General features: G+C 65.3%; 24 protein-coding genes. 13 read left to right on the top strand and 11 right to left on the bottom strand.

Features of this window, described 5'->3' with window-relative positions; all coding sequences use genetic code 11:
* Window positions 1–9 precede the first annotated feature (9 nt).
* Window positions 10–1,509: a leucyl aminopeptidase gene (locus ACO076_RS13315; protein ID WP_421723318.1), complete on the bottom strand. Its 1,500-nt coding sequence runs from the start codon at window positions 1,507–1,509 to the stop codon at window positions 10–12.
* Window positions 1,510–1,712: 203 nt separating this feature from the next.
* On the opposite strand from ACO076_RS13315, the gene lptF reads away from it, so the two are divergent.
* The 6 genes from lptF to rsmA all read left to right on the top strand — a co-directional run bounded on the left by lptF (window position 1,713) and on the right by rsmA (window position 9,275).
* On the top strand, window positions 1,713–2,906 hold the full coding sequence (gene lptF / locus ACO076_RS13310) for an LPS export ABC transporter permease LptF (protein ID WP_421723317.1): 1,194 nt from the start codon (window positions 1,713–1,715) through the stop codon (window positions 2,904–2,906).
* A gap of 3 nt (window positions 2,907–2,909) precedes the next feature.
* Complete coding sequence (lptG, locus tag ACO076_RS13305; protein ID WP_421723316.1) at window positions 2,910–3,998, top strand: LPS export ABC transporter permease LptG; 1,089 nt, start codon at window positions 2,910–2,912, stop codon at window positions 3,996–3,998.
* An 83-nt stretch (window positions 3,999–4,081) separates the two neighbouring features.
* The gene (locus ACO076_RS13300; protein WP_421723315.1) at window positions 4,082–6,334 is read left to right on the top strand and encodes an LPS-assembly protein LptD; all 2,253 of its coding nucleotides are present in this window, start codon (window positions 4,082–4,084) and stop codon (window positions 6,332–6,334) included.
* A gap of 127 nt (window positions 6,335–6,461) precedes the next feature.
* Complete coding sequence (locus tag ACO076_RS13295) at window positions 6,462–7,385, top strand: peptidylprolyl isomerase (protein WP_421723314.1); 924 nt, start codon at window positions 6,462–6,464, stop codon at window positions 7,383–7,385.
* A 20-nt stretch (window positions 7,386–7,405) separates the two neighbouring features.
* Window positions 7,406–8,431, top strand: a complete 1,026-nt coding sequence (gene pdxA, locus ACO076_RS13290) for a 4-hydroxythreonine-4-phosphate dehydrogenase PdxA (protein WP_421723313.1) — start codon at window positions 7,406–7,408, stop codon at window positions 8,429–8,431.
* On the top strand, window positions 8,424–9,275 hold the full coding sequence (gene rsmA, locus ACO076_RS13285; RefSeq protein ID WP_421723312.1) for a 16S rRNA (adenine(1518)-N(6)/adenine(1519)-N(6))-dimethyltransferase RsmA: 852 nt from the start codon (window positions 8,424–8,426) through the stop codon (window positions 9,273–9,275). Before pdxA ends, rsmA begins: the two co-directional genes overlap by 8 nt.
* Here rsmA and gmk read toward each other — a convergent pair.
* The 7 genes from gmk to fabD form a co-directional block, all read right to left on the bottom strand.
* Window positions 9,241–9,951: a guanylate kinase gene (gene gmk / locus ACO076_RS13280; RefSeq protein WP_421723311.1), complete on the bottom strand. Its 711-nt coding sequence runs from the start codon at window positions 9,949–9,951 to the stop codon at window positions 9,241–9,243. The two genes, rsmA and gmk, sit on opposite strands and share 35 nt — an antisense overlap.
* Entirely contained in the window at window positions 9,948–10,835 is an 888-nt protein-coding gene (locus ACO076_RS13275; RefSeq protein WP_421723310.1) for a YicC/YloC family endoribonuclease, read from the bottom strand. Before ACO076_RS13275 ends, gmk begins: the two co-directional genes overlap by 4 nt.
* A gap of 43 nt (window positions 10,836–10,878) precedes the next feature.
* Window positions 10,879–12,099, bottom strand: coding sequence for an endolytic transglycosylase MltG (gene mltG / locus ACO076_RS13270; protein WP_421723309.1), 1,221 nt, complete (start codon window positions 12,097–12,099; stop codon window positions 10,879–10,881).
* A gap of 81 nt (window positions 12,100–12,180) precedes the next feature.
* On the bottom strand, window positions 12,181–13,443 hold the full coding sequence (fabF, locus tag ACO076_RS13265; protein WP_421723308.1) for a beta-ketoacyl-ACP synthase II: 1,263 nt from the start codon (window positions 13,441–13,443) through the stop codon (window positions 12,181–12,183).
* Between the two features lie 54 nt (window positions 13,444–13,497).
* Window positions 13,498–13,734, bottom strand: coding sequence for an acyl carrier protein (locus ACO076_RS13260; protein WP_421723307.1), 237 nt, complete (start codon window positions 13,732–13,734; stop codon window positions 13,498–13,500).
* A gap of 272 nt (window positions 13,735–14,006) precedes the next feature.
* Complete coding sequence (gene fabG / locus ACO076_RS13255) at window positions 14,007–14,744, bottom strand: 3-oxoacyl-[acyl-carrier-protein] reductase (RefSeq protein WP_421723306.1); 738 nt, start codon at window positions 14,742–14,744, stop codon at window positions 14,007–14,009.
* Window positions 14,737–15,699, bottom strand: a complete 963-nt coding sequence (gene fabD / locus ACO076_RS13250; RefSeq protein ID WP_421723305.1) for an ACP S-malonyltransferase — start codon at window positions 15,697–15,699, stop codon at window positions 14,737–14,739. The genes fabG and fabD overlap by 8 nt, the downstream gene beginning before the upstream one ends.
* A gap of 346 nt (window positions 15,700–16,045) precedes the next feature.
* On the opposite strand from fabD, the gene rpsF reads away from it, so the two are divergent.
* The 7 genes from rpsF (at window position 16,046) to ACO076_RS13215 (ending at window position 22,256) form a co-directional block, all read left to right on the top strand.
* On the top strand, window positions 16,046–16,537 hold the full coding sequence (rpsF, locus tag ACO076_RS13245) for a 30S ribosomal protein S6 (protein WP_421723304.1): 492 nt from the start codon (window positions 16,046–16,048) through the stop codon (window positions 16,535–16,537).
* The gene (gene rpsR, locus ACO076_RS13240) at window positions 16,537–16,785 is read left to right on the top strand and encodes a 30S ribosomal protein S18 (protein WP_421723303.1); all 249 of its coding nucleotides are present in this window, start codon (window positions 16,537–16,539) and stop codon (window positions 16,783–16,785) included. Before rpsF ends, rpsR begins: the two co-directional genes overlap by 1 nt.
* 74 nt (window positions 16,786–16,859) lie before the next feature.
* Complete coding sequence (locus ACO076_RS13235; protein WP_421723302.1) at window positions 16,860–17,828, top strand: hypothetical protein; 969 nt, start codon at window positions 16,860–16,862, stop codon at window positions 17,826–17,828.
* Window positions 17,829–17,845: 17 nt separating this feature from the next.
* On the top strand, window positions 17,846–18,511 hold the full coding sequence (gene rplI / locus ACO076_RS13230) for a 50S ribosomal protein L9 (RefSeq protein WP_421723301.1): 666 nt from the start codon (window positions 17,846–17,848) through the stop codon (window positions 18,509–18,511).
* A gap of 145 nt (window positions 18,512–18,656) precedes the next feature.
* On the top strand, window positions 18,657–19,916 hold the full coding sequence (locus ACO076_RS13225; protein WP_421723300.1) for a class I SAM-dependent methyltransferase: 1,260 nt from the start codon (window positions 18,657–18,659) through the stop codon (window positions 19,914–19,916).
* 299 nt (window positions 19,917–20,215) lie between these two features.
* Window positions 20,216–21,700, top strand: coding sequence for a replicative DNA helicase (locus tag ACO076_RS13220; RefSeq protein WP_421723299.1), 1,485 nt, complete (start codon window positions 20,216–20,218; stop codon window positions 21,698–21,700).
* 22 nt (window positions 21,701–21,722) lie between these two features.
* Entirely contained in the window at window positions 21,723–22,256 is a 534-nt protein-coding gene (locus tag ACO076_RS13215; protein ID WP_421723298.1) for an SRPBCC family protein, read from the top strand.
* Here the strand turns inward: ACO076_RS13215 and xylB are convergent.
* From xylB to ACO076_RS13200, 3 genes are read right to left on the bottom strand one after another with little or no spacing between them, the layout of a single operon-like run.
* On the bottom strand, window positions 22,226–23,716 hold the full coding sequence (xylB, locus tag ACO076_RS13210) for a xylulokinase (protein ID WP_421723297.1): 1,491 nt from the start codon (window positions 23,714–23,716) through the stop codon (window positions 22,226–22,228). The genes ACO076_RS13215 and xylB overlap by 31 nt on opposite strands.
* 4 nt (window positions 23,717–23,720) lie before the next feature.
* Window positions 23,721–24,683 (bottom strand): sugar-binding transcriptional regulator, encoded by a 963-nt coding sequence (locus tag ACO076_RS13205; protein WP_421723296.1) that lies wholly within the window; start codon window positions 24,681–24,683, stop codon window positions 23,721–23,723.
* Window positions 24,680–25,489, bottom strand: coding sequence for an alpha/beta fold hydrolase (locus ACO076_RS13200; protein ID WP_421723295.1), 810 nt, complete (start codon window positions 25,487–25,489; stop codon window positions 24,680–24,682). The genes ACO076_RS13205 and ACO076_RS13200 overlap by 4 nt, the downstream gene beginning before the upstream one ends.
* Window positions 25,490–25,496: the final 7 nt, after the last annotated feature.

Here is a 25,496-nt window from a genome sequence, read left to right as displayed (position 1 = left end):
GCGCCGCCGCTAGCGCTCGTATTTGTCGGCGACCATCCGGTCGAGCAAACGCACGCCCCAGCCTGACGCCCACGACCTGTTGATCTCGGTCTGGCGCGAGTTCATAGCCGTGCCGGCCACGTCCAGATGCGCCCATGGCGTATCGGTGACGAAGCGCTGCAGGAACTGCGCGGCGGTGATCGAACCGGCCAACCGGCCGCCGACGTTCTTCATGTCGGCGAACTTGGACTCGATCATCTTATCGTAGTCCGCGTCGAGCGGCATCCGCCATACCGGCTCGCCGGTCACCTTGCCGGCCGCCGCCAGGGCATTGGCCAGCATTTCGTCATTGGCGTAGAGGCCGGCGTTGTGATGGCCAAGCGCGATCAGGATCGCGCCGGTCAGCGTCGCCAGATCGACGATGAGTTTCGGTTTGAACCGTTCCTGCGCATAGGTGATCAGGTCGCAGAGCACCAGCCGGCCCTCGGCGTCGGTATTGATCACCTCAATGGTCTTACCGGCCTTCGCGGTGATGATATCGCCCGGCCTGAGCGCCGCGCCGTCTGGCATGTTCTCGACCAGGCCGATGATGCCGACGGCGTGGACTTTGGCCTTGCGGCCCGCCAACGCCCGCATCAGCCCGACGACCGCTGCGGCGCCGCCCATATCACCCTTCATGTCCTCCATGCCGGCACCGGGCTTGATCGATATCCCGCCGGTATCGAAGACGACCCCCTTGCCAAGGAAGGTCACCGGCGGCTCCTTGCCCTTGCCCCCGGTCCAGCGCATGACCGCCACCCGCGGCGGGCGGACCGACCCTTCAGCAACGGCGAGCAGCGCTCCCATCTCCTGTTTCTTGATGTCCTTCTCGGTCAGGATCTCAACAGTGACACCCAGCTTCTTGAGGGCCGCCGCCCGCTCAGCGAACTCCACGGGCCCGAGGATGTTGGGCGGATCGTTGACCAGGTCGCGCGCCGTGATCACCCCCTCGCCAACGGCTTCCGCAGCCGCCCAGGCCTTGCGCGCCGCTGGTACGGCGGGCGTCGCCATCGTCACACGGACGGTGCCACCCTGCTCGCCATTGTTACCGTCGCCATTCGCGGCGGTCTTGAACCTGTCGTAGCGATAAGCCCTCAGCTTCATGCCGAGCGCCAGGTCGGCAAGATGCTTCGGCGACAATTTGCGCCCGTCCGGCCGCTCCGCCAGAACCGTGACCGCGCCGGACTTGAGGATGGCGCCAGCGACCACACCGCCGAGGCGGAGCCAGTCATATTCTGTGAGGTCCGCCGGCTTGCCGGTTCCGACAACGACCAATCGATCGAGGTCGGTGTCCGCCGGCGCCAGCAGATCGAGCACAGTCATTGGTTTGCCGGCGAACCCGGCCGTCGGCGCCGCCCGCTTGATCAGGTCGCCGACCTCCAACGCCCGCGCCTGCGGACCAAGGCTGAGATCGGGTGCGGCAAACACGACAATCGTTTTCGCCTTCTTGTCACCGGATTTGGCGAATGAGAGTTCAAGAGCAACGGACATCGAAGGCCTCACCGGCTGGCGGGCGAGGCGTTCGCCCGTTCATGAGCGCAGTTTTTGACGAGCCGCTACCAGATGGCAAGGTTTATCGCCGACTTTCGCAGCCTTGAGAGACCTGAAGCCATGTTCGAACCGGTTGCACGAATCCGCTCTGAGCCGATAATCGACACTTGGCGGGCACCGATCGCCAGCGTGGACCGCGTTTTATGAAGCTCATCGAGCGCTACATCTTCAACAAACTGGTTCGGACGTTCCTCCTGAGCCTCGTCGCCCTGACCGCGACCGTGTGGCTCACGCAGGCCCTGCGTCAGTTCGATCTGGTGTCCGCTCAGGGCCAGACGATCGTCACTTTCTTCCAGCTGACGGTGCTCCTCCTGCCGCCGCTAGCCACGGTGGTCGCGCCGGTCGCCATGATGCTGGCCGTCATCTACACCTTCAACACCTTGAACGACGGATCGGAACTGGCCGTCATCAACGCCACGGGCACCCGCCAGTGGTCGCTGCTGAAGCCGGTCCTGTTGATGGGCATCATCGTGACTGTCTTCATGGCGTCGATGACGCTCTACATCTCGCCGCTGTCGTTCCGGCTGTGGCGGGACCTGGCGACCGACATCAATGGCAATGTCCTGACTTCGATCGTCAAGGAGGGCGAATTCATCGAGCTATCCGACGGCCTGACCTTCCAGTTGCGGCAGCGGGCGCCGGACGGAACCTTGCGCGGTATCTTCCTGTCGGACAGTCGGGAATCCAACGAAACCGTCGCCTATCTGGCGGAACGCGGCGCGGTGCTCGACGGTCAGCTCGGCACCTTCCTGGTGATGAGCGACGGTACGATCCAGCGGCGGAACGAGAAGGATGAGGCGATCTCGATCATCCAGTTCTCGTCCTATGCGTTCGACCTGTCCACGTTCTCGACCCAGTCCGGCACGCCGAACTATCGGCCCCGCGAGCGGACCACAAGCTATCTTCTTTTCCCTGATCTGGACGACGGCGCTTATCAGAAACGGCCCGAACGCTACCGTCAGGAGCTGTTCAGTCGGTTCGCTACGCCGCTGAACGGACTGGTTTTCGCCCTATTGCCGCTGGTGTTTCTCAGTCAGGCCGAAACCACCCGGCAAAGCCGGTCGACGACGATTGCGATGGCGGCTGCCTCAGCCCTTGTCGTCGCGTCGGCGAGCTTCCTGCTGGCGATGAGCTCCGGCGTAAGCAACGCCGCAGCCGTCGCGTTGTTTGTCCTGCCATTTTCGGCCGCCGGATTGAGTGCCGCTCTCATTCTTGGCGGTATTCAGCCCCGGCCTCCCGAGTGGCTTCTCATGGCCGCCGATCGTTGGACGACCCGCATCAAGCGGCTTTTGCGTATCCCGACGACGCCGGTCGCCAATCCAAGTCGCCAGGGCTGAGGCATGATCGGAATCACCCTCGCGCTCTACTTCGCCCGGCAATTCGCGGTCCTCGTGATCGGGATTTTCGTCTTTTTCTTTTTCCTCATATTCGCAATAACCTACCTCGAATTCTTCACCCGATCTCTCGGATCGGAGGAGTTCGACCCGATGCAGGTCTTTGTCCTCACCCTGTTTCGCGTGCCGAGCATCGCCGAGGAGGTCCTGCCCTTCATCATATTGTTCGGATCGATCGCTGCCTTCGTGCTGGCAAATCGCCGGCTCGAGGTCGTCATCGCCCGCGCCGCGGGGGTCTCGGCCTGGCAGTTTCTCCTGCCCGCCTGCATCGTCGGCCTCGTCTTCGGGGTGCTCGCGACGACGCTCTACAACCCGCTGTCGACCTCCCTGAGAAAGTGGTCGGACGAGATCGCGGCCGAGGTCTTGTCCCCGACGCCGAGCGCCTCTGACAAAGGCGGGCCGGTATGGCTTCGGCAGGCGGCCGAGGGACGCGAATCGATCATCGGCGCGGTTCAGACTTTCAACGGCGGATTGAGCCTTGCCGGAGTCACCGTCTTCGTGTTCGGGGACGGCGGGATATTTAGTGAACGGATCGATGCAAAAGAGGCACACTACACGCCAGGTGTCTGGGACATCCGGGACGCAACCCTTACGAGTTCGGACCGCAGACCGAAACGGCTCGACTCCTATGCCCTGCCGACCAACCTTACACGGGGGCAGGTCCGCGAAGCCTTTGATAACCTTGAATCAACCTCGTTTTGGGAGCTTCCGCTACTGATTGAGTCCGCCCAGCGGGCCGGCCTTCCGTCGGCACGTTATGAGTTACGCTACAACACGCTGCTATCGCGTCCGGTTGTGCTGTTGGCAATGGTGCTGATCGCTGCCATCGTATCCCTGCGATTCTCCCGTTCCAACGAGTTGGGCAGCATGATTTTGGCTGGTGTCGGCGTAGGCTTCATGCTTTATGTTGTGTCCAAGATCGCTTGGGATTTGGGAAGCGGCGGGATCGTGCCACCGCCGCTTGCTGCGTGGTTGCCGGCGATCGTCACGATTCTCATGGGAGCCACTGTGCTCCTGCACTTGGAGGACGGATGACCGGCGGGGCGATCATCCCAGTAAAGGCCGAGAAACGCCGGGGAGTTCTTGGCCTTGTAGCGTGCGTTGCAGTGGCGGGTCTGATGCTGGCCCCGCTGCCCACGACGACAGGCGCCCGCGCTCAGGATCTCGGCCTCAATTACGAGGTTCGGACTGACCGTAAGGCGCAGATGCTGGTGGAGTCGGACGAGCTCGTCTACGACTACGACAACGACACCGTTTCCGCTGTCGGCAACGTCAAGATCTACTACATCGGCTACACGCTCGAAGCTGAACGCGTCACCTACATCGAAGTCAACGCGAAGCTGATCGCCACCGGCGGTGTGAAACTCACCGATCCTAGCGGCCTCGTCGTCTACGCCGACGAGATCGACATCACCAACGATTTCAAGGACGGCTTCATCAATTCCCTCCGGGTCGATGGGCCGGAGCAGACATACTTCGCCGCACAGCGCGCCGAGCGCGTCGGCGGGGAGAAGACCGTCTTCGTCAACGGCGTCTACACCGCCTGCGAGCCATGCGAAGACCGGCCGGAGAAGCCGCCGCTCTGGCAGGTCAAGTCCGCGAAGATCATCGTCGACCACGAAGAGAAGGTGATCCACTTCCACAACGCATCCTTCGAGTTCTTCGGGATGCCGATGGCTTGGGTCCCCTATTTCACCACCGCCGATCCGTCGGTGAAGCGGAAGACCGGTTTTCTCGCGCCGACCTTTGGCAGCTCCGATATCCTCGGCTGGTCGGTTTCGACCCCCTACTTCATCGCGCTTGCCCCCAGCTATGACGTGACTCTGACCCCGACCTACTATGACAAGCAGGGCTTCATGGGCGAGTTGGAGTGGCGCCAGCGCCTTGCCAGCGGCCAGTACACCTTGCGGATGGCCGGTATCGATCAGGACAGGCCGAAGGCCTTTCTGACCGACAACGGCGGCGGGACGTACTCCCAACGCGATTTCCGCGGCGCGATTCGCACGACCGGGCAATTCGCGATCAATCGGCACTGGACCTTCGGCTGGGACGGGACGACCAGCACCGACAGGACGTTTACCCGCGACTACAACGTGATCAATGAAGACAACTCGATCACGACGTCCGAGGTGCATCTGACCGGCCTCAGGGATCGCAACTACTTCGACACACGCGCTGAGTATTTTCAGGTGCTGGCCGACAAGCGCGCGCCCAAGTTCGAGCAGGGCCGGCAGGCCGTCGTGACCCCCGTCGCCGACTACCAGCGGGTTCTCGACAATCCCGTTCTGGGCGGCGAGGTGACGCTGCGGTCCAACCTGACGTCTCTATCGCGCGACAAGGCCGATCCTTTCATGTTCGACGGCGAGACCTACTATCGCGGGCTCGCCGGCGACTACACGCGGGTCACGAAGGAAATCGACTGGCAGAAGAAGATGATCGGACCGGGCGGTCAGGTGATCACTGCTTTTGCTTCCGTCCGCGGCGACATCTTTTCGATTAACCCCGAGGGGGACATTCCGGACGAGTTGACGTCCGATTCGACCCCAACGCGCTTCATGCCGACCGCCGGATTCGAATGGAGCCTGCCGATCATGGCGTCCCTGCCCGGCGCCACCCACGTGTTCGAGCCGGTTGCCCAGGTGATCGCCCGACCGAACGAGCCGCTCGCCGGCCGGCTGGAAAACGACGACGCCCAGAGCCTTGTGTTCGATGACACGACGCTGTTGCGGGTCGACAAGTTCTCCGGATATGACCGGGTCGAAGGCGGCACACGGGTCAACTACGCGCTCCGATATGCAGCCAGCTTCCAGAACGGCATGTCATTGGATGGCTTGTTCGGCCAGTCGCGACTCCTCGCCGGCAAGAACTCGTTTGCCTCGGACGACATCTCGGACGTCGGTGCCTTCTCCGGGCTTGAGACCAAAGCGTCCGACTTTGTGGGTCGCGTCTCGCTGGATACCGGTCGCGGCACCCGACTGACAACACGTGGGCGATTCGACGAGAAGGACCTCACCGTCGAACGCGGCGAGATCGAAGCGTCAACGTCCGCTGGCACGTTGACCGCCTCGGCGTCGTATATCTATGTACGCGAGCAACCGTCGATCGGTATCCGTGAGCCGGCGTCGATGATCTCAGGGCGGTCGTCGGTGCGGATCGCCGACCGTTGGCGTGTCTTCGGTTCGGCGGTCTATGACCTGACCAACAGTCATCTTCGCAAGAATAGCCTTGGCGTCGCCTACGATGATAGCTGTGTCTCGCTCTCGATTGCCTACAACGAAAAGCGGGGCGTCGACATACCGGACCGCAGCCTGATGGTCCGCGTCCTGTTGCGAACGCTGGCCGAAGGTCACGTGAACACGTCGATCAACTAAGGTGTCGCCGTTCACGGTTTCGCCGGATTTTCTGCTAGGTTCGACCGTGTCGCTACTGGCCTCGCCGGACACCGGCCCGGCCATCGGCTTCTGATAACCACCGGGGCGCCATACCGGGACAAGACCCATGAACGCTATCTTTCGCACTCTCATCGCTAGCGCCGTTGTCGCCTTTGCGACGACGTTCGCCATCGCTCCGGCGACGGCCGCAAGCACCATCCGGATCAAGGTCGACGATCAGCCGATCACCTCCTACGACATCAGGCAGAGGACAGGATTGTTCCGCCTCACCGGCGTCAGCGGCGGGGAGAAGGCGGCCATCCAGGAGCTCATCGACGAGACCCTCCAGTTTATCGAGGCCGCCAAGCGCGGGATCAGTATCCCCGAGAGCCGGGTGGACGTCGCCATCGCCAGCATCGCCCAGCGGGTGAAGATGACCCCGGACGCGCTAGCCAAAGCTCTTTCCAGCGAAGGGGTCGACATCAAGACGCTCCGCCGGCGGATCAAGGCACAGATAACCTGGCAGCGCCTGGTCGATGCGCGCATGCGCTTCGAGGGCGCTTCGGTCAGTGGATCCGATGTTACCGCCGCCCTGTTCGCCGACAACGAGGGCGGCACCGCGAAGACGACCGAGTATACGCTGCAGCAGATCATCTTCGTCGTACCGAACGGCGCGTCCAGCGCGGTCGATTCTCAGAGACGCCGCGAGGCCGAAGCCTTCCGGTCTCGGTTCCCCGGTTGTGAAGGTAGCGTCGAACTGGCGAAGCAGTTGAAGGGCGTTGTCGTCAAGAGCCTCGGCCGCCGCACTACCGAACAACTCGACGGCCCCGATGGCGATGACATTAGGGGCACACCGGTCGGCCGAACCACTCGCCCGATGAAGAGCGATGGCGGCTACGACCTGATCGCCGTCTGCGCGACTCGTGATCTGGAGACCAACGCCGCGGCGCGCGTCCAGGCCGAGAACAAGCTGATCCAGGAAAAGAATCAGAACCTTGGCAAGGAGTATCTGGCCGAGCTGCGCGAAAAGGCGGTCATCGAGTACCGATAGCCGACACGAGGGCGCGGCACTTGCCGGACCCGCTGCCACTCGCCCTCACCATGGGAGAGCCGGGCGGGATCGGCCCGGACATCACGATACTGGCTTGGCGCGATCGCCGGACGCGCCGCCTCCCCGCCTTCTACTGCTACGCGGACCCAGGTTTCCTCGCCGAGAGAGCGAAGACGCTTGGAGTCGACTGCCCGATCGAGCAGGTCGACCCGTCCGATGCAGCCGATTGCTTCGCGCGCGCCCTTCCCGTCGTCGGCTTGGACGCCACCGTCGATGGCGAAGCCGGCAGCCCTAATCCCGAAAACGCGGCGGCGGTGATCGAAGCCATTGCCAAGGCCGTCGGTGACATCCGCTCCGGTGTAGCCGGTGCGATCGTCACCAATCCGATCAGCAAACGCGCCCTCTACGCCGCCGGCTTCCAGCATCCCGGCCATACCGAGTTTCTCGGCACGCTGTCGGCGGCATGGACCGGGCAACCCGGCCGGCCGGTGATGATGCTCGTCGGACCGGACCTGCGCGCCGTCCCGGTGACGATTCACATTCCACTGCGCGACGTTGCCGCCGCGTTGAACCAGGACCTCATCGTCGAGACCGGGCGGATCGTGGTTCGGGACTTGCGCGAGCGCTTCGCCATCGCCGCCCCGCGACTGGCGATCACCGGCCTCAACCCCCATGCCGGCGAAGCGGGAACGCTGGGCGTCGAAGAACGGGAGACGATTGGCCCGGCGGTCGACGCACTCCGCGCCGAAGGGATCGCCGCCACCGGCCCCCACTCGGCCGATGCGTTGTTCCACGAGGCGGCGCGCGCACGTTATGACGCAGCGATCTGCATGTACCACGACCAGGCGTTGATCCCGGCGAAGACCCTGTCGTTCGCCGACACCGTCAACGTCACCCTCGGCCTGGCCTTCATCCGTACGTCGCCGGATCATGGCACCGCGTTCGACATCGCCGGCACCGGCAAGGCCGATCCGTCCAGCCTCGCCGCCGCACTACGATTGGCCGCCGAGCTTTGCAGCAACCAAAGCGCCACCTCCAATGGATGACCTGCCGCCGCTGCGGGAGGTCATCGCGCGGCTTGGCCTGTCCGCCGACAAACGCCTCGGCCAGAATTTCCTACTCGACTTGAACCTGACTGCCCGCATCGCCCGCGCCGCCGGCGATCTATCGGCAACGGCGGTGATCGAAGTCGGCCCCGGCCCCGGCGGACTGACGCGGGCCTTGCTGGCGGCCGGGGTGCCGAAAGTCGTCGTGATCGAACGCGACCGCCGATGCCTGCCAGCTTTGGAGGAGATCGGCGCCCACTATTCCGGACGCCTCGAGGTCATCTCGGGCGACGCGCTCGACATCGACTACACCGGTCTCGTCGACGGCCCTTCGCGGATCGTCAGCAATTTACCCTACAACATCGCCACGCCGCTTCTGGTGAAATGGCTGCGCATCGAGCCATGGCCGCCGCCCTACCTGTCGCTCACCCTGATGTTCCAGAAGGAGGTCGCGGCGCGCATCACCGCAACACCGGGCACCAAAGCCTACGGCCGCCTCGGTGTTCTCGCCGGCTGGCGGAGCGACGCAAGCACCTTGTTCGATATCTCCCCGAAGGCGTTCACGCCGCCACCCAAAGTGACGTCGACGCTGGTGCAGATCGTCCCGAAGCCGAGACCGCTGCCATGCGATCCTGCCGCGCTTGAGCGCGTCACGGCGGCGGCCTTCGGTCAGCGGCGCAAGATGCTGCGGCAAAGCCTGCGTTCCCTCGGCGTCGATCCGAACGCGCTTCTTGAGACCGCGGGGCTCGATCCGACCGACCGGGCCGAAGACATCGACATCGCCGGCTTCGTCGCGCTGGCCAACGCGGTCACGAACCGCTCGGTGCCGTCTCCGGTTCACTGAGGAGCCCGCGGACGAAGTCGGGCAGATCCGGCTGACGGTCACGGCTATAGCGTGCCGCTTCCTCAGCGAGCAGCGCCGACGGATCGGCGCGCACCTGTCGCTCGGCGGCGAGGATGCGTTGCACCGTCTCGTTCGACGTCTGGAGATCGTGGTTGACGATCACATAGTCGTATTCGCGCCAGTGCTCCATTTCCGACCGCGCGTTGGCCAGGCGTTGTTCGATCACCTCGGAACTGTCCTCCGCTCGCCGTTCCAGCCGGGCGCGCAGTTCCCTCATGGATGGCGGCAGGACGAAAACGGCGACGAGATCGTCCGGCATCGCCGCCTTCAATTGCTGGGTTCCCTGCCAGTCAATGTCGAACAGCACATCGCGGCCAGCGGCGAGCGCCTGCTCTACCGACGCACGCGGCGTCGCGTAGAGATTGCCGTGCACCTCCGCCGATTCGAGCAGTTCGCCGCCCGACCGCATGACGGTAAACCGAGGGCGATCGATGAAGTGGTAGTGCACGCCGTCCACTTCGCTCGGCCGGCGCGGCCGCGTAGTTACCGAAATCGACAGCGTGAGATCGTCATCTTGCGCGAGCAGCATCCGCGACAGGGACGACTTGCCGGCGCCCGACGGCGACGACAGCACCAGCATCAAACCGCGACGCCTGGTCTCGCTCCCGTCAGTCATTCCAGGTTTTGCACCTGCTCGCGCAGTTGATCCACCACCGCCTTCATATCGAGCCCGATCGCCGTCAGGTCGCGATCGTTCGATTTGGCGCACAAGGTATTGACCTCCCGGTTGAACTCCTGAGCGAGGAAGTCCAGCCGCCGGCCGATCGGTCCACCTTCTTCGAGAAGGTCACGCGACGCGGCGACATGAGCATGGAGGCGATCCAGCTCCTCGCGGATGTCGGCCTTGGTGGCGAGCAGCACCGCCTCCTGGTGAAGTCGGTCGGGGTCGAGCGCCGGTGTCGCATCGAGCAGCGCCGCGATCTGCTCGGCGAGTCGGGCCCGGATCGTCTCGGGCGCCCGCGCCGGCGAGTTTTCCGCGCGTTCGGTCAAGGTCGCCAGCTCGTCCAGACGGGCGGCGAGAACCGTGCCGATCGCCTCACCTTCACCACCGCGCATGCTCGCGAGCGCATCGACGCCGGTTTCGAGCCCGGCGAGGAGCGCGTCGTCGAGTTCGTCCCGTACCGCCGTATCGGCGGTGATGTCCGCGACTTCCAGAACGCCGCGCAACGCAAGAATTCCGTCGAGGGTCGGCGGCTGAGCATCGATCCGGTCGGCGACCTGCTGCATGGCATCGACAATGGCGTCGAGCGCGGGCTGGTTGATAGTCAGGCGCTGCCCCGCCGCCCGCGTGTCGATCGACAGCGCCACCTGGACGTTGCCGCGCGTGAGCCGCCGCGCGCAGCGTTCTCGCGCGTCCGGCTCGAGCCGCTCGAAGCCCTGCGGCACCCGGAACCGGATGTCGAGGCCCTTGCCGTTGACGCTACGCAGCTCCCAGGTCCAGCGCACACCATCGGCATCGCCATCGACCCGGGCGAAGCCCGTCATGCTGCTCAGCCCCATCGTCCTTCCCCAACCGAAGCCGCCTGCTCGGCTCCGGCGCTTCCTATTCCGTCGGCGTCAGCGCCAGCGGTTCGTCCCCGGCCGCCGGCGCCTCCTCAGCCGGTGCCGCCGCGGGTTCGGCGGCCGGCTGGGCCGCTTCGATTTCCCGCCAGCGGGCGACATTGCGCAGGTGTTCCTCGTAGGTCTCGGCGAAGGCGTGTCCGCCGGTGCCGTCGGCCACGAAAAACAGGTCGCGGGTCCGCGACGGATTGGCCACCGCCTCCAGGGACGCCGCGCCGGCATTGGCGATCGGCGCCGGTGGTAGGCCGTCGATGACATAGGTGTTGTAAGGTGTCGGTTGATCGAGATGGGCGCGTGTCAGGCGGTACTCGGGCGGATGCCCCTCGCCGCCGAAGACTCCGTAAATCACCGTCGGGTCGGACTGGAGCCGCATGTTGAGCCGCAGGCGGTTGATGAACACCGCCGCGACCCGGCTGCGCTCGTCGGCCAGTGCCGTCTCCTTCTCGACGATCGAGGCGAGAATCGCCAGCTCTTCCGCGCTGGACAACGGGACGTCGGAGGCACGGCGCGCCCAGGCGTCGGTCAGGATACGATCGCGCTCCCGCTGCATCCGGGCGATGACGTTCTGCCGGGTGTCGCCACGGGTGAACTGGTAAGTCTCCGGGAGCAGGCTGCCTTCAGGCGGGATTTCGGTGATCTCGCCGACGAGGATCGGATCGGCATTGAGGATGTCGACGATCTGCCGACTGGTTCTGCCTTCCGGAATGGTGACCGCGTAGTACTTGCTCCTGCCCTCCACCATGATGTTCATGATGTTGGCCATGCTGGCGTTGGCGGGGATCAGGTACTCTCCCGCCTTGAGGCTGTTCTGCTCGCCGCTCAGCCAGACCCCGGCGACGAACAGCCATTTGCTCGATATGGCGCCGTCGGCATGAAGCCGGTCGGCGATATCGCGAAGGCCGACCCCGCGGTCGACGGAGATGGTGCGTTCCTGCGCCAGCGCCCCCGGCTCGTTGAACTGCGAGCGGCCGATCAGGGCTGCTCCGGCGAGCACGACAACCGCGACGATGACCACGGTCAGGACGAAATTGAGGAAAACCACCAGCGGATGCCTGACGGCGCGCGAACGTTTGGGCGGAGGCGGCACCGGCTCGGGCTGAAGGGCTTCCGCCGGGCTGCGCGGGCCGGATCGCGCCGCCGAGACAAGTCGCTCGGACAGCGGATCGGCATCGTCGTCGAAACGGTCTCCCCGGTAATCACTCATCTCGGCGTACGAGCCTCCGCAATCGGCGCTGGTCGACTACCGACTTTATAGGTCATTGTGGCAAGACCGGGATAGACCGGGTCAGGCGTGGCGGCGAAAGACCAGCGACGCGTTGGTACCGCCGAAGCCGAACGAATTCGACAAGGCAACATCGATCTGACGCTCGACCGGTTTGTTCGGAACCAGATCGAGGGCCGTGTCGGCAGACGGATTTTCCAGATTGATGGTGGGTGGCGCCACGTTGTCGTTGATCGCCAACAGCGAGAAGATCGCCTCGACCGCCCCGGCGGCACCGAGCAGGTGGCCGATCGCCGATTTCGTCGAGGACATCGACACCTTGCCCGCCGCGTTGCCGAGAACCCGTTCCACCGCCCGCAATTCGATATCGTCGCCGACTGGCGTCGATGTGCCGTGGGCGTTGATGTAGTCGATCTCGTCGGTGGTGATGTTGGCGCGCTTCATCGCCGCCCGCATGCACCGCTCGGCCCCGTTCCCATCCTCCGACGGCGAAGTGATGTGATAAGCGTCGCCGGACAGGCCGTAACCGACCACCTCGCCATAGATCTTCGCCCCGCGCGCCAGCGCGTGCTCGCGCTCCTCCAGGACGACGACGCCGGCCCCCTCGCCGATGACGAATCCGTCGCGATCCTCATCGAACGGACGCGACGCGTCCTTCGGCCGGTCGTTGAAACCGGTCGACAGTGCCCGGCAGGCGGCGAAGCCGGCGAGCGACAGCCGATTGACCGGCGATTCGGTCCCGCCGGCGACCATAACGTCGGCGTCGCCAAGGGCGATCAACCGCGCCGCGTCGCCGATCGCGTGGGCGCCGGTCGAACAGGCGGTCACCACCGCGTGGTTCGGGCCCTTGAGCTTGTGCCGGATCGAGACCTGGCCGGAGGCCAAGTTAATGAGACGACCGGGAATGAAGAACGGGCTGATCCGCCGCGGTCCGCGATCGCGCAGCACGATGGACGCATCGTAGATACCGCCGATGCCGCCGATACCCGAACCGATCAGGACGCCGGTGGTCCACTGATCCTCGTCGCTTTCCGGGTGCCAATCGGCATCGTCGAGCGCCTGGTCGGCGGCGGCGATCGCATAGATGATGAAGTCGTCGACCTTGCGGGCCTCTTTCGGCTCCATCCAGTCGTCGGGATCGAATTTATCTTCCGACTTCGACCCGCGCGGCACCTGGCAGGCGATCTTGCAGGCGAGATCGTCGACTTCGAAGTCGGTGACCACCACCCCGCCGCTCTCGCCGGCGAGGATTCGGCGCCACGTCACGTCGACGCCGCAGCCAAGCGGCGACACCATGCCGAGGCCAGTGACGACCACGCGCCTCATCGGTGAATCAACTGTCATGCCGGTACCGGAACCTGAACGCAGCGATCGAAGCGGTCAGGACGCGTTCTTTTCCAGGAAGGTTACAGCGTCGCCGACAGTGAGAATCGTCTCGGCTGCGTCGTCCGGAATCTCGACGCCGAACTCCTCCTCGAACGCCATGACCAGCTCGACGGTGTCGAGGCTGTCGGCGCCGAGATCATCGATGAAGCTCGCCTTTTCGTTCACCTTGTCAGCGTCAACGCCAAGGTGCTCAACGACGATCTTTTTTACCCGTTCTGCGATATCGCTCATGTTGTCAGAACCTCATTTGCCCAAAACACGATCGACTCCGAAGAGTCTCCCCTCCGTTGGCGATCCGTCTTGGCCTGCGCACGGAGAACGGGGATTTCTCGCCCGAACGACACGGTGCAGCGTCGCCGTAACTGCCGATCGGCAGGGGTGGAACTGAGCCGCCCGGACGTCGGCATGGCGGCGGTCCTAACACACTTTATAGACCTTGGCCAGCAGCCCGAATGGCTCGGAACGCCTTGTCGATCCTTGCGGATCGATCGGATTTTCTTCTTTTAGATCATAGCCATACCACCATTGACGTGGATCGTTTGTCCCGTGACATAGGCCGCCTCATCGCTCGCCAGGTAGACGGCGGCCGAAGCGACCTCCTCGATGGTTCCGAGCCGCTTCATCGGCACCCGTTCGAGGATCGATTCTTTCTGTTTGTCGTTTAGCGCATCGGTCATCGCCGAGCCGACGAAACCGGGCGCGATGCAGTTGGCCGTCACTCCGCGGCTCGCAACTTCCTGTGCGAGCGCCTTGGTCATGCCGATCAGCCCAGCCTTGGACGCAGCGTAGTTGCCCTGGCCGGCATTGCCGGTCACGGCGACCACCGAAGACACCGAGATAATCCGCCCACGCCGTCGGCGCATCATGCCCATCAGCACGGCGCGCGACAGTCGGAACGCGGCGGTCAGGTTGACTTCGATCACCCGGCTCCAGTCCTCGTCGCTCAGCCGGACGAACAGCGTGTCGCGGGTCATGCCGGCGTTGTTGACCAGAATATCGAGGTCGCCGATCGCCGCCTCGGTGTCAGGCACCAATTGGTCCACCGCTTCACCATCCGACAGGTCGCGGGGCAGCACGTGGCAGCGCTCGCCGAGGTCGGACGCGAGGTCTTCCAGCACGTTCTGGCGAGTCCCGGACAAGCCGACAATCGCACCCTGGGCATGAAGCGCGCGCGCGATGCCGCCACCGATACTCCCGGTGGCGCCGGTCACCAGCGCCCGCTTGCCGGTCAGTTCAAACACTATTCACCTCGCTCACGGCGAGCCTCTCGACCGCCGCCTTGATGTCTTCATCGGTGCCGACGGTCATCGTCTCCGCCCCTGAAGCGATCCGCCGGGCGAGACCGGACAGCACCCGCCCCGAACCGATCTCAACGAACAAATCCACGCCGGCATCGGCCATCCAGGCGACGGACTCGCGCCAGCGCACCATCCCGGTCACCTGATCGACCAGATTGCGGCGGATCGCGTCCGGATCGGTGGTCGGCTGCGCCGTCACGTTCGCCACGACCGGTACCACCGGCGCCGCGATATCCACCTTGGCCAGCGCCTCCTCCATGACCTTCGCGGCCGGTGCCATCAGCGGACAGTGGAACGGTGCGCTCACCGGCAACAGGACGGCGCGCTTGGCGCCCCGGTCCTTGGCGATCGCAACCGCCCGCTCGACCGCCGCCTTGTCACCGGACACCACCACCTGACCGCCACCGTTATCGTTGGCGGCCGCGCAGACGGCGCCCTCGGCCGCTTCGGCGGCAATCTCCTCGACGGCGCCGAGCTCCAGCCCGATCAGCGCGGCCATGGCGCCGGCACCGACCGGTACGGCTTCCTGCATCGCCTGACCACGCGTCCTGAGCAGCCGCGCCGCGTCGGCGACGGTCAGGCTTCCCGCCGCCGCCAGCGCCGAGTATTCGCCGAGCGAATGCCCCGCGACAAAGGACGCGGTACCGGCGACCGTCACGCCCTGCGCCGCGAGAACGCGGATCGCCGCGAGGCTCACCGCCATCAGCGCCGGTTGGGCGTTCTGGGTCAGCGTCAGCGTCTCGGCCGGGCCCTCCCAGATGACGGTGGAGAGCCGCTCGCCGAGGGCCTCATCGACCTCGTCGAACACAGCGCGGGCCTCCGGGTAGGCATCGGCCAGCGTTCGGCCCATGCCGACGGTCTGGCTGCCCTGCCCCGGAAAGGTGAACGCTGTCGTCATGCGTGCCGCGATTGCCCCACTCAATGCCCGCCACGAAAAATTCGCGCCTTTGAGCCCGTTTGCCCCCTTGATGTCAAGGTCCCGCCCCAAAGCCGCCGCGGCGTTGGAGAATAGGGTTGCTCGCGGCCTTCGCCCAGGGTTGCATTTCCGTCCGACGGACCTATAACACCCTCGGTTTTAGTGAACCCCGGCTGGGGGCTGAACGGAAGCGCGTGGCATTTTGCGGCGTGAGGATCGAAGAACCGATCCGCCTTCCCGTGTCTCCGCTCTCGAAGTGATCAGCGGGCCTTTCCACTTCAAAAGGCTTCGCGAGGCTTGGCGCCGGACAACTAGAGGAAAGGCATCTATGCCCTTATACGAACACGTGTTCCTGGCACGACAGGACGTTTCCGGCCAGCAGGTCGAAGCGCTTGTCGAGCAGTTCAAATCGGTGATCGAGGAAGGCGGCGGCACCGTCGCCAAGGTCGAGACCTGGGGCCTGAAGTCCCTGTCCTACCGTATCCGCAAGAACCGCAAGGCGCATTTCACGCTGCTCAATCTCGATGCGCCGGCGACGGCGGTCGCCGAAATGGAGCGGCAGCAGCGCCTTCATGAGGACGTCCTGCGCTCGATGACGCTTCGCGTCGACGAGCTCGAAGAAGGCCCGTCGGTGATGATGCAGAAGCGCGATCGCGACGATCGCCGGGACGACCGGCGCGGCCGATTCGGCGACCGCGGTCCGCGGCGCGACGACCGACCACGGGACGACCGGCCGCGGGAGGATCGGCCCCGGGAAGATCGACCGAAGGAACCTGAAGTGGCCGCTGCCGCGAGCGATGAAAGCAAAGGAGCCGAGTGATGGTCGATATCAACCAGCTTCCCACCCGGCGCCCGTTCTTCCGTCGCCGCAAGACCTGTCCGTTCTCCGGCGCCAACGCACCGAAGATCGACTACAAGGACACCCGCCTGCTGCAGCGCTACATCTCCGAGCGCGGCAAAATCGTCCCGTCGCGGATCACCGCGGTGTCGGCGATCAAGCAGCGTGAACTCGCCCGCGCGATCAAGCGGGCCCGGTTTCTTGGTCTGCTGCCTTACGTGATCAAGTAGCCTTCCCTATCGGCTGGGGTACGGCGCGGACCCGCGACCTGCCCCTAACCGCTTCGGCGGGACAGCGAGGTGACATGATCCAGATCGTCGGAATCGGCGTTGCCGCCGGAATTGCCGGAGCGTTGTTGTTTCTGTCGCCGATCGGCGGCACGGCGCTGGCGTTCCCGCTGTTTGCGTTGGCCGGTCTGCCGATCGCCATCGCGGGCCTCGGCTGGCACCTGATTTCCGCACTGATTGCCACCGGCGTTGCCGGCCTGACGATCGCCGGCGCGCTGTCTATAGAGAGCGCCCTCGTTTACATCGCGCTCTTCTCGGTGCCGATCCTTTGGATGTGTCGCCTTGCCGTGCTTTCGCGGCCGGCCGGAGACGACGGCAGCGCGCTCGAGTTCTTCCCGATCGGCGGAATCCTGTTTCAGGGGGCGCTGGCGATCGCCGCCGCGGCCATCGTTGTCGGAGCGGTTGCTGGATACGACCCGGTCGCCCTTACGGCGGAGTTCACCGAAGTCCTGACTATGGTGCTCGCCCAGGCGCCGGAGGGGACCACGATTTCCACTGAGGATATCGCGCCGTTCGCCGAACTCGCCGAGTTCGCCGTGGTTGCTCTGCCGTTCATCCTTCCGGCCTATCTCGTCTTCGTCCACGTCTTCAACATGTGGCTTGCAAGCCGAATTGCCGACGCTTCGCGGCGGCTTACCCGACCGCGCGATCCTCTGTGGACCGCGGCGCTGCCGGTCCAGGCCTCGTTCGTCTTCGGTGGTGCGCTGGTTGTCAGCGTTCTGCCTGACGCCATCGGCTATATCGGAGCGGCCTTCGCCGGTGCCCTCGGGGCGGCGTTCGCGCTGATCGGCCTCGCGGTCATCCACGCCACCACCCGGGGCAACGCGATGCGCGGCCTGATCCTTGCCGGCGTCTATGTGTTCGTCTTCCTGTTCGGATTCCCCCTGCTGTTCGCCGTTCTCGCCCTGATCGGCGTGGCGGAGACCTTTCTGCGACTTCGGGCCCGGTTCGCCCCGGACCCATCGACCAACCCAACCAACGAATAGACCTAAGGAGTACTCTCATGGATGTGATTCTACTGGAACGGATCGCCAGACTCGGACAGATGGGCGATATCGTCCGCGTCCGCGACGGCTACGCCCGCAACTTCCTGCTGCCCCAGGGCAAGGCGCTGCGGTCGACCTCGGAGAACCGCAAGCGGTTCGACGAACAGCGGGCTCAGCTCGAAGCCCGGAACCTCGAACGCAAGCACGAAGCCGAGGCGGTCGCGGAGAAGCTGAACGGCCAGTCCTTCATTGTCATTCGTCAGGCCGGCGAAACCGGCCAGCTTTACGGCTCGGTGACCGCCCGCGACCTTGCCGAAATCCTCGACGAGGGCGGCTTCACCGTGTCGCGCAGCCAGATCAACCTCAACCAGCCGATCAAGACCATCGGCATGCATACGGTCGCGATCGCGCTCCATGCCGAGGTCGAGTCCGAAGTGACCGTCAACGTGGCGCGCAGCGAGGACGAAGCGGAGCGCCAGGCCCGCGGCGAGGATTTGACGGTCGCCGGTTACGAGGACGAGGAGGCGCTGGAGGCCGACGCGGAAGCCGAAGGTGAAGCCGCAGCCGAAGGCGATGCCACCGAAGACGGCGGCGCCGAAGGCGAAGTCGCTGAAGAAGCAGCAGCCGACGGCGAAGCCGGCGAAACGTCTGCGGAGGACGATTCGGACACGCCGACGGCGTAACCCGACCGACGAATACAACGCCGGGTACCGTACCCGGAGTTGAGCCGGCCCGCGATCCTGGTTTATTTTTGATGCGTTCGCGGGTCGGAATCGCGGACGCGATTAGATGTATTGGCGTGGCACCTCAAGGGCGGGAGGCGCTGAAATGAACGGTTTGCTCAACGGCTTTTTCAAGCGGACGATCCGCAAGGGCTCGCTCGAAGTCGTCGACGCCGGGGGAAAACCCCACACCTATGGCGACGGTAACGGCGATCTGATTCGGGTTCGGTTCACCCGGCCAGACGCCGAACGCAACGTCATCATGATGCCGGGCCTCAAGCTCGGCGAGGAGTTCATGGACGGCGGCATCGTCATGGAGGCCGGCTCGATCTATGACTTCATGGAAATCATCTTCATCAACATGAAGACCGATTTCCCCACCCGGCTGATGAAATTCGGGACGGCGTTCCGTTACACGACGCGGCGCCTGCGCCAGATGAACAATCAGCTCCGCGCCCGCCGCAACGTCGCCCACCACTACGATCTCGACGGCCGCCTCTATAACCTCTTCCTCGACAACGACCTGCAGTACTCCTGCGCCTTCTTCGAGCCCGGCCAGATGGAACTCGACGAAGCGCAGCTTGCCAAGAAACGCCATATCGCCGCCAAGCTCGCGCTCGAGCCCGGCAAGCGGGTTCTCGATATCGGCTCAGGCTGGGGTGGTCTCGGCCTCTACATGGCCGAGCGCTGCGGGGTCGACGTCACCGGCGTGACCCTGTCGGAGGAACAGCACAAGACCTCCAACCGGCGCGCCGCCGAACGGGGCCTGTCCGATCGCGCCCGCTTCCTGCTCCAGGATTATCGGGCGGTCGAGGGCCCCTTCGACCGGATCGTCTCGGTCGGCATGTTCGAGCACGTCGGCGTCGGCCACTATCGCGAGTTCTTCGACACCTGCCGCTCGCTGCTCACCGACGACGGGGTGATGCTGCTCCACTCGATCGGCCGCTTCGACGGCCCCGGCGACACCAACAGCTGGATCCAGAAATATATCTTCCCCGGCGGCTACATCCCGGCCGTGTCCGAGGTGATTCCGGCCATCGAGCAGTCGCGGCTCAAGGTCACCGACATGGAGATCTTGCGTCTCCACTACGCCAAAACCCTGCGCCACTGGCGCGAACGGTTCCTTGCCCGCCGCGACGAGGCCAAGGCGATCTACGACGAGCGGTTCTGCCTGATGTGGGAGTATTATCTGGTCGGTTCGGAACTCTCGTTCCGCTACTGGGACATGATGAACTTCCAGGTCCAGTTGGTTCGCAATCAGGAAGCCCTGCCGCTGACCCGCACCTACATGAGCGAAGCCGAGGAGCGTCTGCGCGCCCTCGATCGCCAGGCCGCGGCGCCGGAACTCCAGGTCGCCGGCGAGTAGTCGGCAAAACGAATCGCCTGCGCGCAAACCGCTCCGGCAAGCGCAAATCCTGTGCGTCCAGCCGCCATGTGAACACCGTGGATTCCGGGCGAACGTGAAATCGTTCGGCGCCGCTGTCTTCGCGTCCGCCCGCGCCCGGCGGTAAGGAATGATTAAGGATAAGCGAATCACCGTACACTCCGAGTTTGCCGGTCTTGGATCGGCAAATCGGGCATCCGGGATTTCTCGGGAAGCGTAGGGCGTGCACCCGGCGGCGTGCAGCGAGTCGCTTGCGATTCGAAGAAGCAGGAAGAGACACAATGGCATTAGCGGCTCGCGCGATCCCCGAAACAACGGAGCCCCATCGCGCCGCCCCTCAGAACGTCGATGCTGAGCAGGCGCTGCTCGGCGCGATCCTGATCAACAACGAGGCGTTCTACCGCGTCTCCGATTTCCTCAAGCCCGACCATTTCTTCGAGCCCGTTCACCGGCGCATCTATCAGGTCGCCGGCGAACTGGTGCGCGCCAACAAGGTCGCGAGTCCGGTCACCATCAAGACCTTCCTGCCGGCGGACCTGGCGATCGGCGACATCAACCTTGCCCAGTACATCGCAAGGTTGGCGGCGGAAGCCACCACCATCATCAACGCCGAGGATTATGGTCGCACCGTCTACGACCTTGCCATCCGCCGCGCGCTGATCGGCATCGGCGAGGACGTGGTTAACGTCGCCTATGACGCGCCGGTCGAGAAGACGCCCCGCGATCAGATCGAGGAGGCCGAGCGTCAGCTCTACGAACTCGCCGAGCACGGCAACTACGACAGCGGCTTCCATGCCTTCGAGACGGCGCTGGTCAATGCCATCGACATGGCTTCGGCCGCCTATCAGCGCGACGGCCACCTCTCCGGCCTCGCCACCGGCATGCGCGATCTCGACCGGCTGATGGGAGGGCTGCAGCCGTCGGATCTGGTGATTGTCGCCGGTCGGCCGGGCATGGGAAAAACCTCGCTCGCCACCAATATCGCCTTCAACATCGCCCGCGGCTGGCACGGCGAGACCCAATCCGACGGCACGATCAAGACCGTAAACGGCGGGATCATCGGCTTCTTCTCGCTGGAAATGTCGGCCGAACAGTTGGCGACCCGCATCGTCGCCGAGCAATCCGGCGTGCCGTCCGCCGATATTCGTCGCGGCCGGATCACAGAGGACCAGTTCGCCCATATCGTCGCCGCGTCGCGGGAGATGAACCGCGTCCCGCTCTATGTCGATCAGACCGGCGGTCTGACCGTCGGTCAGCTCTCCGCCCGCGCGCGGCGGCTGAAGCGCCAGAAAGGGCTCGACCTGCTGGTGGTCGACTACATTCAGTTGATGCAGGGATCGCTGCGTCGCGGATCGGACAACCGCGTCCAGGAAATGACCGAGATCACCAACCAACTCAAAGCCTTGGCGAAGGAACTTAATATCCCGATCATAGCCGCATCGCAGCTCTCGCGGCAGGTCGAGAATCGCGAAGACAAGCGTCCGCAACTGTCAGACCTCCGCGAATCCGGATCGATCGAGCAGGACGCCGACGTCGTCCTGTTCGTCTACCGGGAAGAGTACTACCTCCGGAACAAGGAGCCGAAGCCCGGCACCATCGAGCACGAGCAGTGGCAGCAGGATATGGAAAACGCCCATGGCCTCGCCGAGGTGATCATTAGCAAGCAAAGGCATGGCCCAACCGGCACCGTCAGGCTACAGTTCGAGGATCAGGTCACCCGCTTCTCGGATCTGGCGCAGGAGGATCACCTCCCCGCGATCGGGTAGCCCTCGAACCGGACAAGGACGCATGATTCTCAAGACACTCTTCGGCCGCGGCAAAAGCGACACCGGCGGCGTCTCCGTGGGCGGCACCAAGGAACTGCTCCATCTCACCCAGCCGGTTCCGTTACCGGTCGATAAGGCCTTCGCCCTGTTCGTCGACGAAATGAACAGCTGGTGGCCACGCGAGTACACCTGGAGCGGCGACCAGCTCAAGAGCATCGGCATCGAGCCCAAGATCGGCGGCGTCTGCTATGAGGAGACGGCCGACGGCTCTCGCAAGGTCTGGGGCAGCGTACTTGCCTTCACCCGGCCGGAGCACATTGTCTTCGCCTGGCAGATCACGCCGAACCGCGAACCCGAGCCGAACGAAGCCGCTGCCAGCCGCGTCGACGTTCGTTTCGCCGCCGACGACGACGGCGGCACCAACGTCCTCCTCGTCCACCGCGATTTCTTCCGTCATGGCGATGGCTGGGAGAAGTACCGCGAGGACATGGCCGCCAAGCAGGGCTGGCCGTACATGATCGGCCGCTACGCCAAGGCCGCCTCCGGCGAGAGTTGACCGCGGGCTTCACGCGTCGCACGATAGAGCGCCCGAAACGTCGGTTGCCTCGCGGCATAGGCGCCAACCAACGCCGGATCGGGCTCCACTGTCTCCTCCTCCTCGGGCGGCGTGCACACCTCGGCGACCGGTGCACCCGTCGCCGCAATGATCGCCATCCGCGCGGCGCCCAGTGCCGGCCCGAGATCGGCGCCGCGGTAGCGCACCACCGGGCGGCCGAGCACCGCGGCGATGATCCGCGCCCAGAACCGGCTGCGTGAGCCGCCGCCGATGAAGCCGGGGCGGGCGACGTCCGCGCCGGCCATGTCGAGGCAGTCCTGCGCATCGCGGAGCGAATAGGCGACGCCCTCCAGCACCGCCTGAACCATTGCGCTCCGGTCCGTCGCCTGGTCGAGGAAGAAAAACGCGCCCCGCGCGCCGGGGTCGTTGTGCGGCGTCCGCTCGCCGGTGAGGTAGGGCAGGAACATCACCGGGGACGGTCCGCGATAGTCCGCCTCCACCGCCGCAACCGCGCCACCGATGTCCATTTCGCCGAGCACCGTCATCAGCCAGGCAAGGCAGCTCGCGCCGTTCAGCAACGCCCCCATCTGGTACCAGCGGTCGGGCACGCAATGGGCGAAGTTGTGGATCAGCGTCTCCGGCCGTGGCGCGTAACGGTCCTGCGCCACCACATAGGTCGCCGCGGTGCCCAGCGACACGAAACCCGCGCCCGGTTCGACGCAGCCGATCCCCGCCGCGCCGGTGCCGCCGTCCCCGCCGCCGGCCGCGACCGGGATGCCCGCCGGGAGACCCAGGCGCTCGGCTGCTTCACGGCTCAACGTCCCGGTCGCCTCGGTGCCCTCATGGAGCCTCGGCAACTGCTCCGGGGTCAGCCCGACCGCCTTGACCAGCCCGGGATGCCACTGCCGTGCCTGTTCGTCGAACAACTGCGTCCCGGCGGCATCGGACATGTCCGTCGCGATGTCCCCCGTCAGCCATAGCCGGACATAGTCCTTGGCGAGCAGGATCGACCGGATGCGGGCGAACACCGCCGGCTCGTGGTTGCGCAGCCACAGCACCTTCGCGGCGGTTAGTCCGGTCATGGCGATCACGCCGGTGATCTCGGCGACATCGGGAACCATGTCGGTCAGCGCCGCGCACTCCGCTGATCCGCGGCTGTCATTCCACAGGATCGCGTTGCGGAGCGGCCGGTGATCGGCGTCAAGCGCGACGATCGAATGCATCTGGCCCGACAGGCCGATGGCGGCGACCTCATCGAACGCAGCACCCACCTCCGACCGCACGACCCCAAGCGTCTCCTCCACCGCCGCGATCCAGCCGTCCGGGTCCTGCTCACGCAGGCCGGGCTCCGGCGAGAGGATCGGATAGCCTTGCGACGCGCTGGCGAGGAGTCGCTGCTCGTCGTCGACGACGATGGTCTTCACCGCGGTGGTGCCGACATCGATCCCGAGATACGCCATCCCGTCACCCCAGCAGCGCTTGCGCCGCCCCCTCGTCGGTGATCAGGGTGTTCGCCCCGATCCGTCGGATCGCTGCCCGGATCGCCGCGGCGCGACTGGCCCCGCCCGACGCCACCACGACGTGTCCCGCCCGCGCCACATCGTCGAGGGGCACGCTCATCACCCGGCTGTTGAGCGGATGGTCGACCGCCGCGCCGTCGGCGTCGAGGAACGTACAAAGCAAGTCGCCGACGGCCCCGGCCGCCTTCAGTTCCGCCCGTTCCTTCGCCGTAATCATCTCGGCCGCCCGCGAATGGCCCTCGGTGCTGAGGCTACCGACCCCGACCACCGCGATATCCAGCGCCCGCCCCAGCCGGAACAGGGCGTCGAGCCCGCAATCCTCGATCAGGTGGACGCGTGTCTCCGGCGAGTCGACATAGGCCGGCGCGATAAAGAGGTAGCAGGCGGCGTTGAAGGCATCGGCCACCCGCCAGGAATACTCCAGAGGATTGCTGTCCCGCGCCTCCACCGTGCCGCCCACCAGCGAGACGACCTTGGTGTCCGTGCGCCGCACCGGGCGCAGGCTTTCCAGCGACGCCGTGAGGGACCGCCCCCAACCGACGCCGATGGTCTGGCCGTCGCCGACGGTCTCGGAGAGCAGCCGGCCGAGCGCCAGACCGACCGAGCGCGGTGCCGCCGCTTCGTCCGTGCCGGGCGCGACGATCGCTTCGTCGAGACCAAACGCATCCTCTAGCCTGAGCCCCAGCGCCGTGCATTCGGTGTCGCTGCCCTCGATCCAGATCTGGACCTCGCCCCGGGTCCGGGCTTCCGCGAGCAGACGAATAACCGTCCCACGGCTGATACCGAGCCGCTCGGAGATCTGTTTCTGGGTCAGCCCGTGCGCGAAGTAGAGCCAGGCCGCCCTCAGCCGCAGCGACGCGGTATCCCCGAGGGCCGTCGAGGCGCCGATGCGCGCGAGCCGCGTCATTGCGCCCGCGCCGCTGCTTCGATGAACGAGCGGATGGCCTGGTTGACCTCCGCTGGGCTTTCGATGTGCGGCAGGTGGCCGGTGTCATCGATGACTTCGAGCCACACGGCCAGCGCCTCGGCGCAGGCCGGCGTCAACGGATTGATCGTGTCGCCATCGCCCCAGAGGACCCGGATCGGTATCCCTGCCGCGCCGATCGCGTCGAGCCGATCGCCGAAGCGGTTGTGAAGATCGGCGAGCCCATCGGCCACCACCCGCAAGGCATCGCGCACGCCGGGCTGCGCCATCTGGGCGAGGACCCGTGTCGTCATCTGCGGGCTGATCAGCCGCTGGCGGATGACCAGCCGACCGAGCACCGCGCTTGCCGCGTCGAGCGTCTCCATGGCGACCACCGCCGACAGGAACGCCGGGTCGATGCCGCCGCCGATACCGGCCGGCGCCAGCAGAAACAGCGAGGCGACCAGGTCGGGCCGGCGATGGGCGAGATCGAGGGCGATCGCACCGCCAAGCGAATGCCCGACGATATGCACCGGCCCGGTCCCGCGGCCATCGAGGAAACCGGCGACCAGATCAGACAGCGCGGTGACCGTCCCCTCCCCGACATCGCGGTCCGACCGGCCGTGCCCCGGTAGGTCGAGCGCGATGGTGGAGGCGTATTCGGAAATCGCCCGCTGGGTCAGCAGCCAGGTCAGCCGGTCCGCGCCGAAGCCGTGGAGCAACAGCACCGTCGGCCCGTCGCCATCGGTCGCCACAAACGACAATCGCCGTCCGGCGACGACAGCGGACGTCTCCCGCGTCGGAGGCATGGCGGTT

Source organism: Bauldia sp., from assembly GCF_965232525.1.
In the GTDB taxonomy this organism is placed as follows: domain Bacteria; phylum Pseudomonadota; class Alphaproteobacteria; order Rhizobiales; family Kaistiaceae; genus Bauldia.
Note: the sequence above shows the minus strand (reverse complement) of the source record. Positions and strands in the feature narration are given on the sequence as shown.

Coding starts and splice junctions, on each gene's coding strand:
- ACO076_RS13315 (WP_421723318.1), bottom strand. CDS start 1,509: ATGTCCGTTGCTCTTGAACTCTCATTCGCCAAATCCGGTGACAAGAAG.
- lptF (WP_421723317.1), top strand. CDS start 1,713: ATGAAGCTCATCGAGCGCTACATCTTCAACAAACTGGTTCGGACGTTC.
- lptG (WP_421723316.1), top strand. CDS start 2,910: ATGATCGGAATCACCCTCGCGCTCTACTTCGCCCGGCAATTCGCGGTC.
- ACO076_RS13300 (WP_421723315.1), top strand. CDS start 4,082: ATGCTGGCCCCGCTGCCCACGACGACAGGCGCCCGCGCTCAGGATCTC.
- ACO076_RS13295 (WP_421723314.1), top strand. CDS start 6,462: ATGAACGCTATCTTTCGCACTCTCATCGCTAGCGCCGTTGTCGCCTTT.
- rsmA (WP_421723312.1), top strand. CDS start 8,424: ATGGATGACCTGCCGCCGCTGCGGGAGGTCATCGCGCGGCTTGGCCTG.
- gmk (WP_421723311.1), bottom strand. CDS start 9,951: ATGACTGACGGGAGCGAGACCAGGCGTCGCGGTTTGATGCTGGTGCTG.
- ACO076_RS13275 (WP_421723310.1), bottom strand. CDS start 10,835: ATGGGGCTGAGCAGCATGACGGGCTTCGCCCGGGTCGATGGCGATGCC.
- mltG (WP_421723309.1), bottom strand. CDS start 12,099: ATGAGTGATTACCGGGGAGACCGTTTCGACGACGATGCCGATCCGCTG.
- fabF (WP_421723308.1), bottom strand. CDS start 13,443: ATGAGGCGCGTGGTCGTCACTGGCCTCGGCATGGTGTCGCCGCTTGGC.
- ACO076_RS13260 (WP_421723307.1), bottom strand. CDS start 13,734: ATGAGCGATATCGCAGAACGGGTAAAAAAGATCGTCGTTGAGCACCTT.
- fabD (WP_421723305.1), bottom strand. CDS start 15,699: ATGACGACAGCGTTCACCTTTCCGGGGCAGGGCAGCCAGACCGTCGGC.
- rpsF (WP_421723304.1), top strand. CDS start 16,046: ATGCCCTTATACGAACACGTGTTCCTGGCACGACAGGACGTTTCCGGC.
- rpsR (WP_421723303.1), top strand. CDS start 16,537: ATGGTCGATATCAACCAGCTTCCCACCCGGCGCCCGTTCTTCCGTCGC.
- ACO076_RS13235 (WP_421723302.1), top strand. CDS start 16,860: ATGATCCAGATCGTCGGAATCGGCGTTGCCGCCGGAATTGCCGGAGCG.
- rplI (WP_421723301.1), top strand. CDS start 17,846: ATGGATGTGATTCTACTGGAACGGATCGCCAGACTCGGACAGATGGGC.
- ACO076_RS13225 (WP_421723300.1), top strand. CDS start 18,657: ATGAACGGTTTGCTCAACGGCTTTTTCAAGCGGACGATCCGCAAGGGC.
- ACO076_RS13220 (WP_421723299.1), top strand. CDS start 20,216: ATGGCATTAGCGGCTCGCGCGATCCCCGAAACAACGGAGCCCCATCGC.
- ACO076_RS13215 (WP_421723298.1), top strand. CDS start 21,723: ATGATTCTCAAGACACTCTTCGGCCGCGGCAAAAGCGACACCGGCGGC.
- xylB (WP_421723297.1), bottom strand. CDS start 23,716: ATGGCGTATCTCGGGATCGATGTCGGCACCACCGCGGTGAAGACCATC.
- ACO076_RS13205 (WP_421723296.1), bottom strand. CDS start 24,683: ATGACGCGGCTCGCGCGCATCGGCGCCTCGACGGCCCTCGGGGATACC.
- ACO076_RS13200 (WP_421723295.1), bottom strand. CDS start 25,489: ATGCCTCCGACGCGGGAGACGTCCGCTGTCGTCGCCGGACGGCGATTG.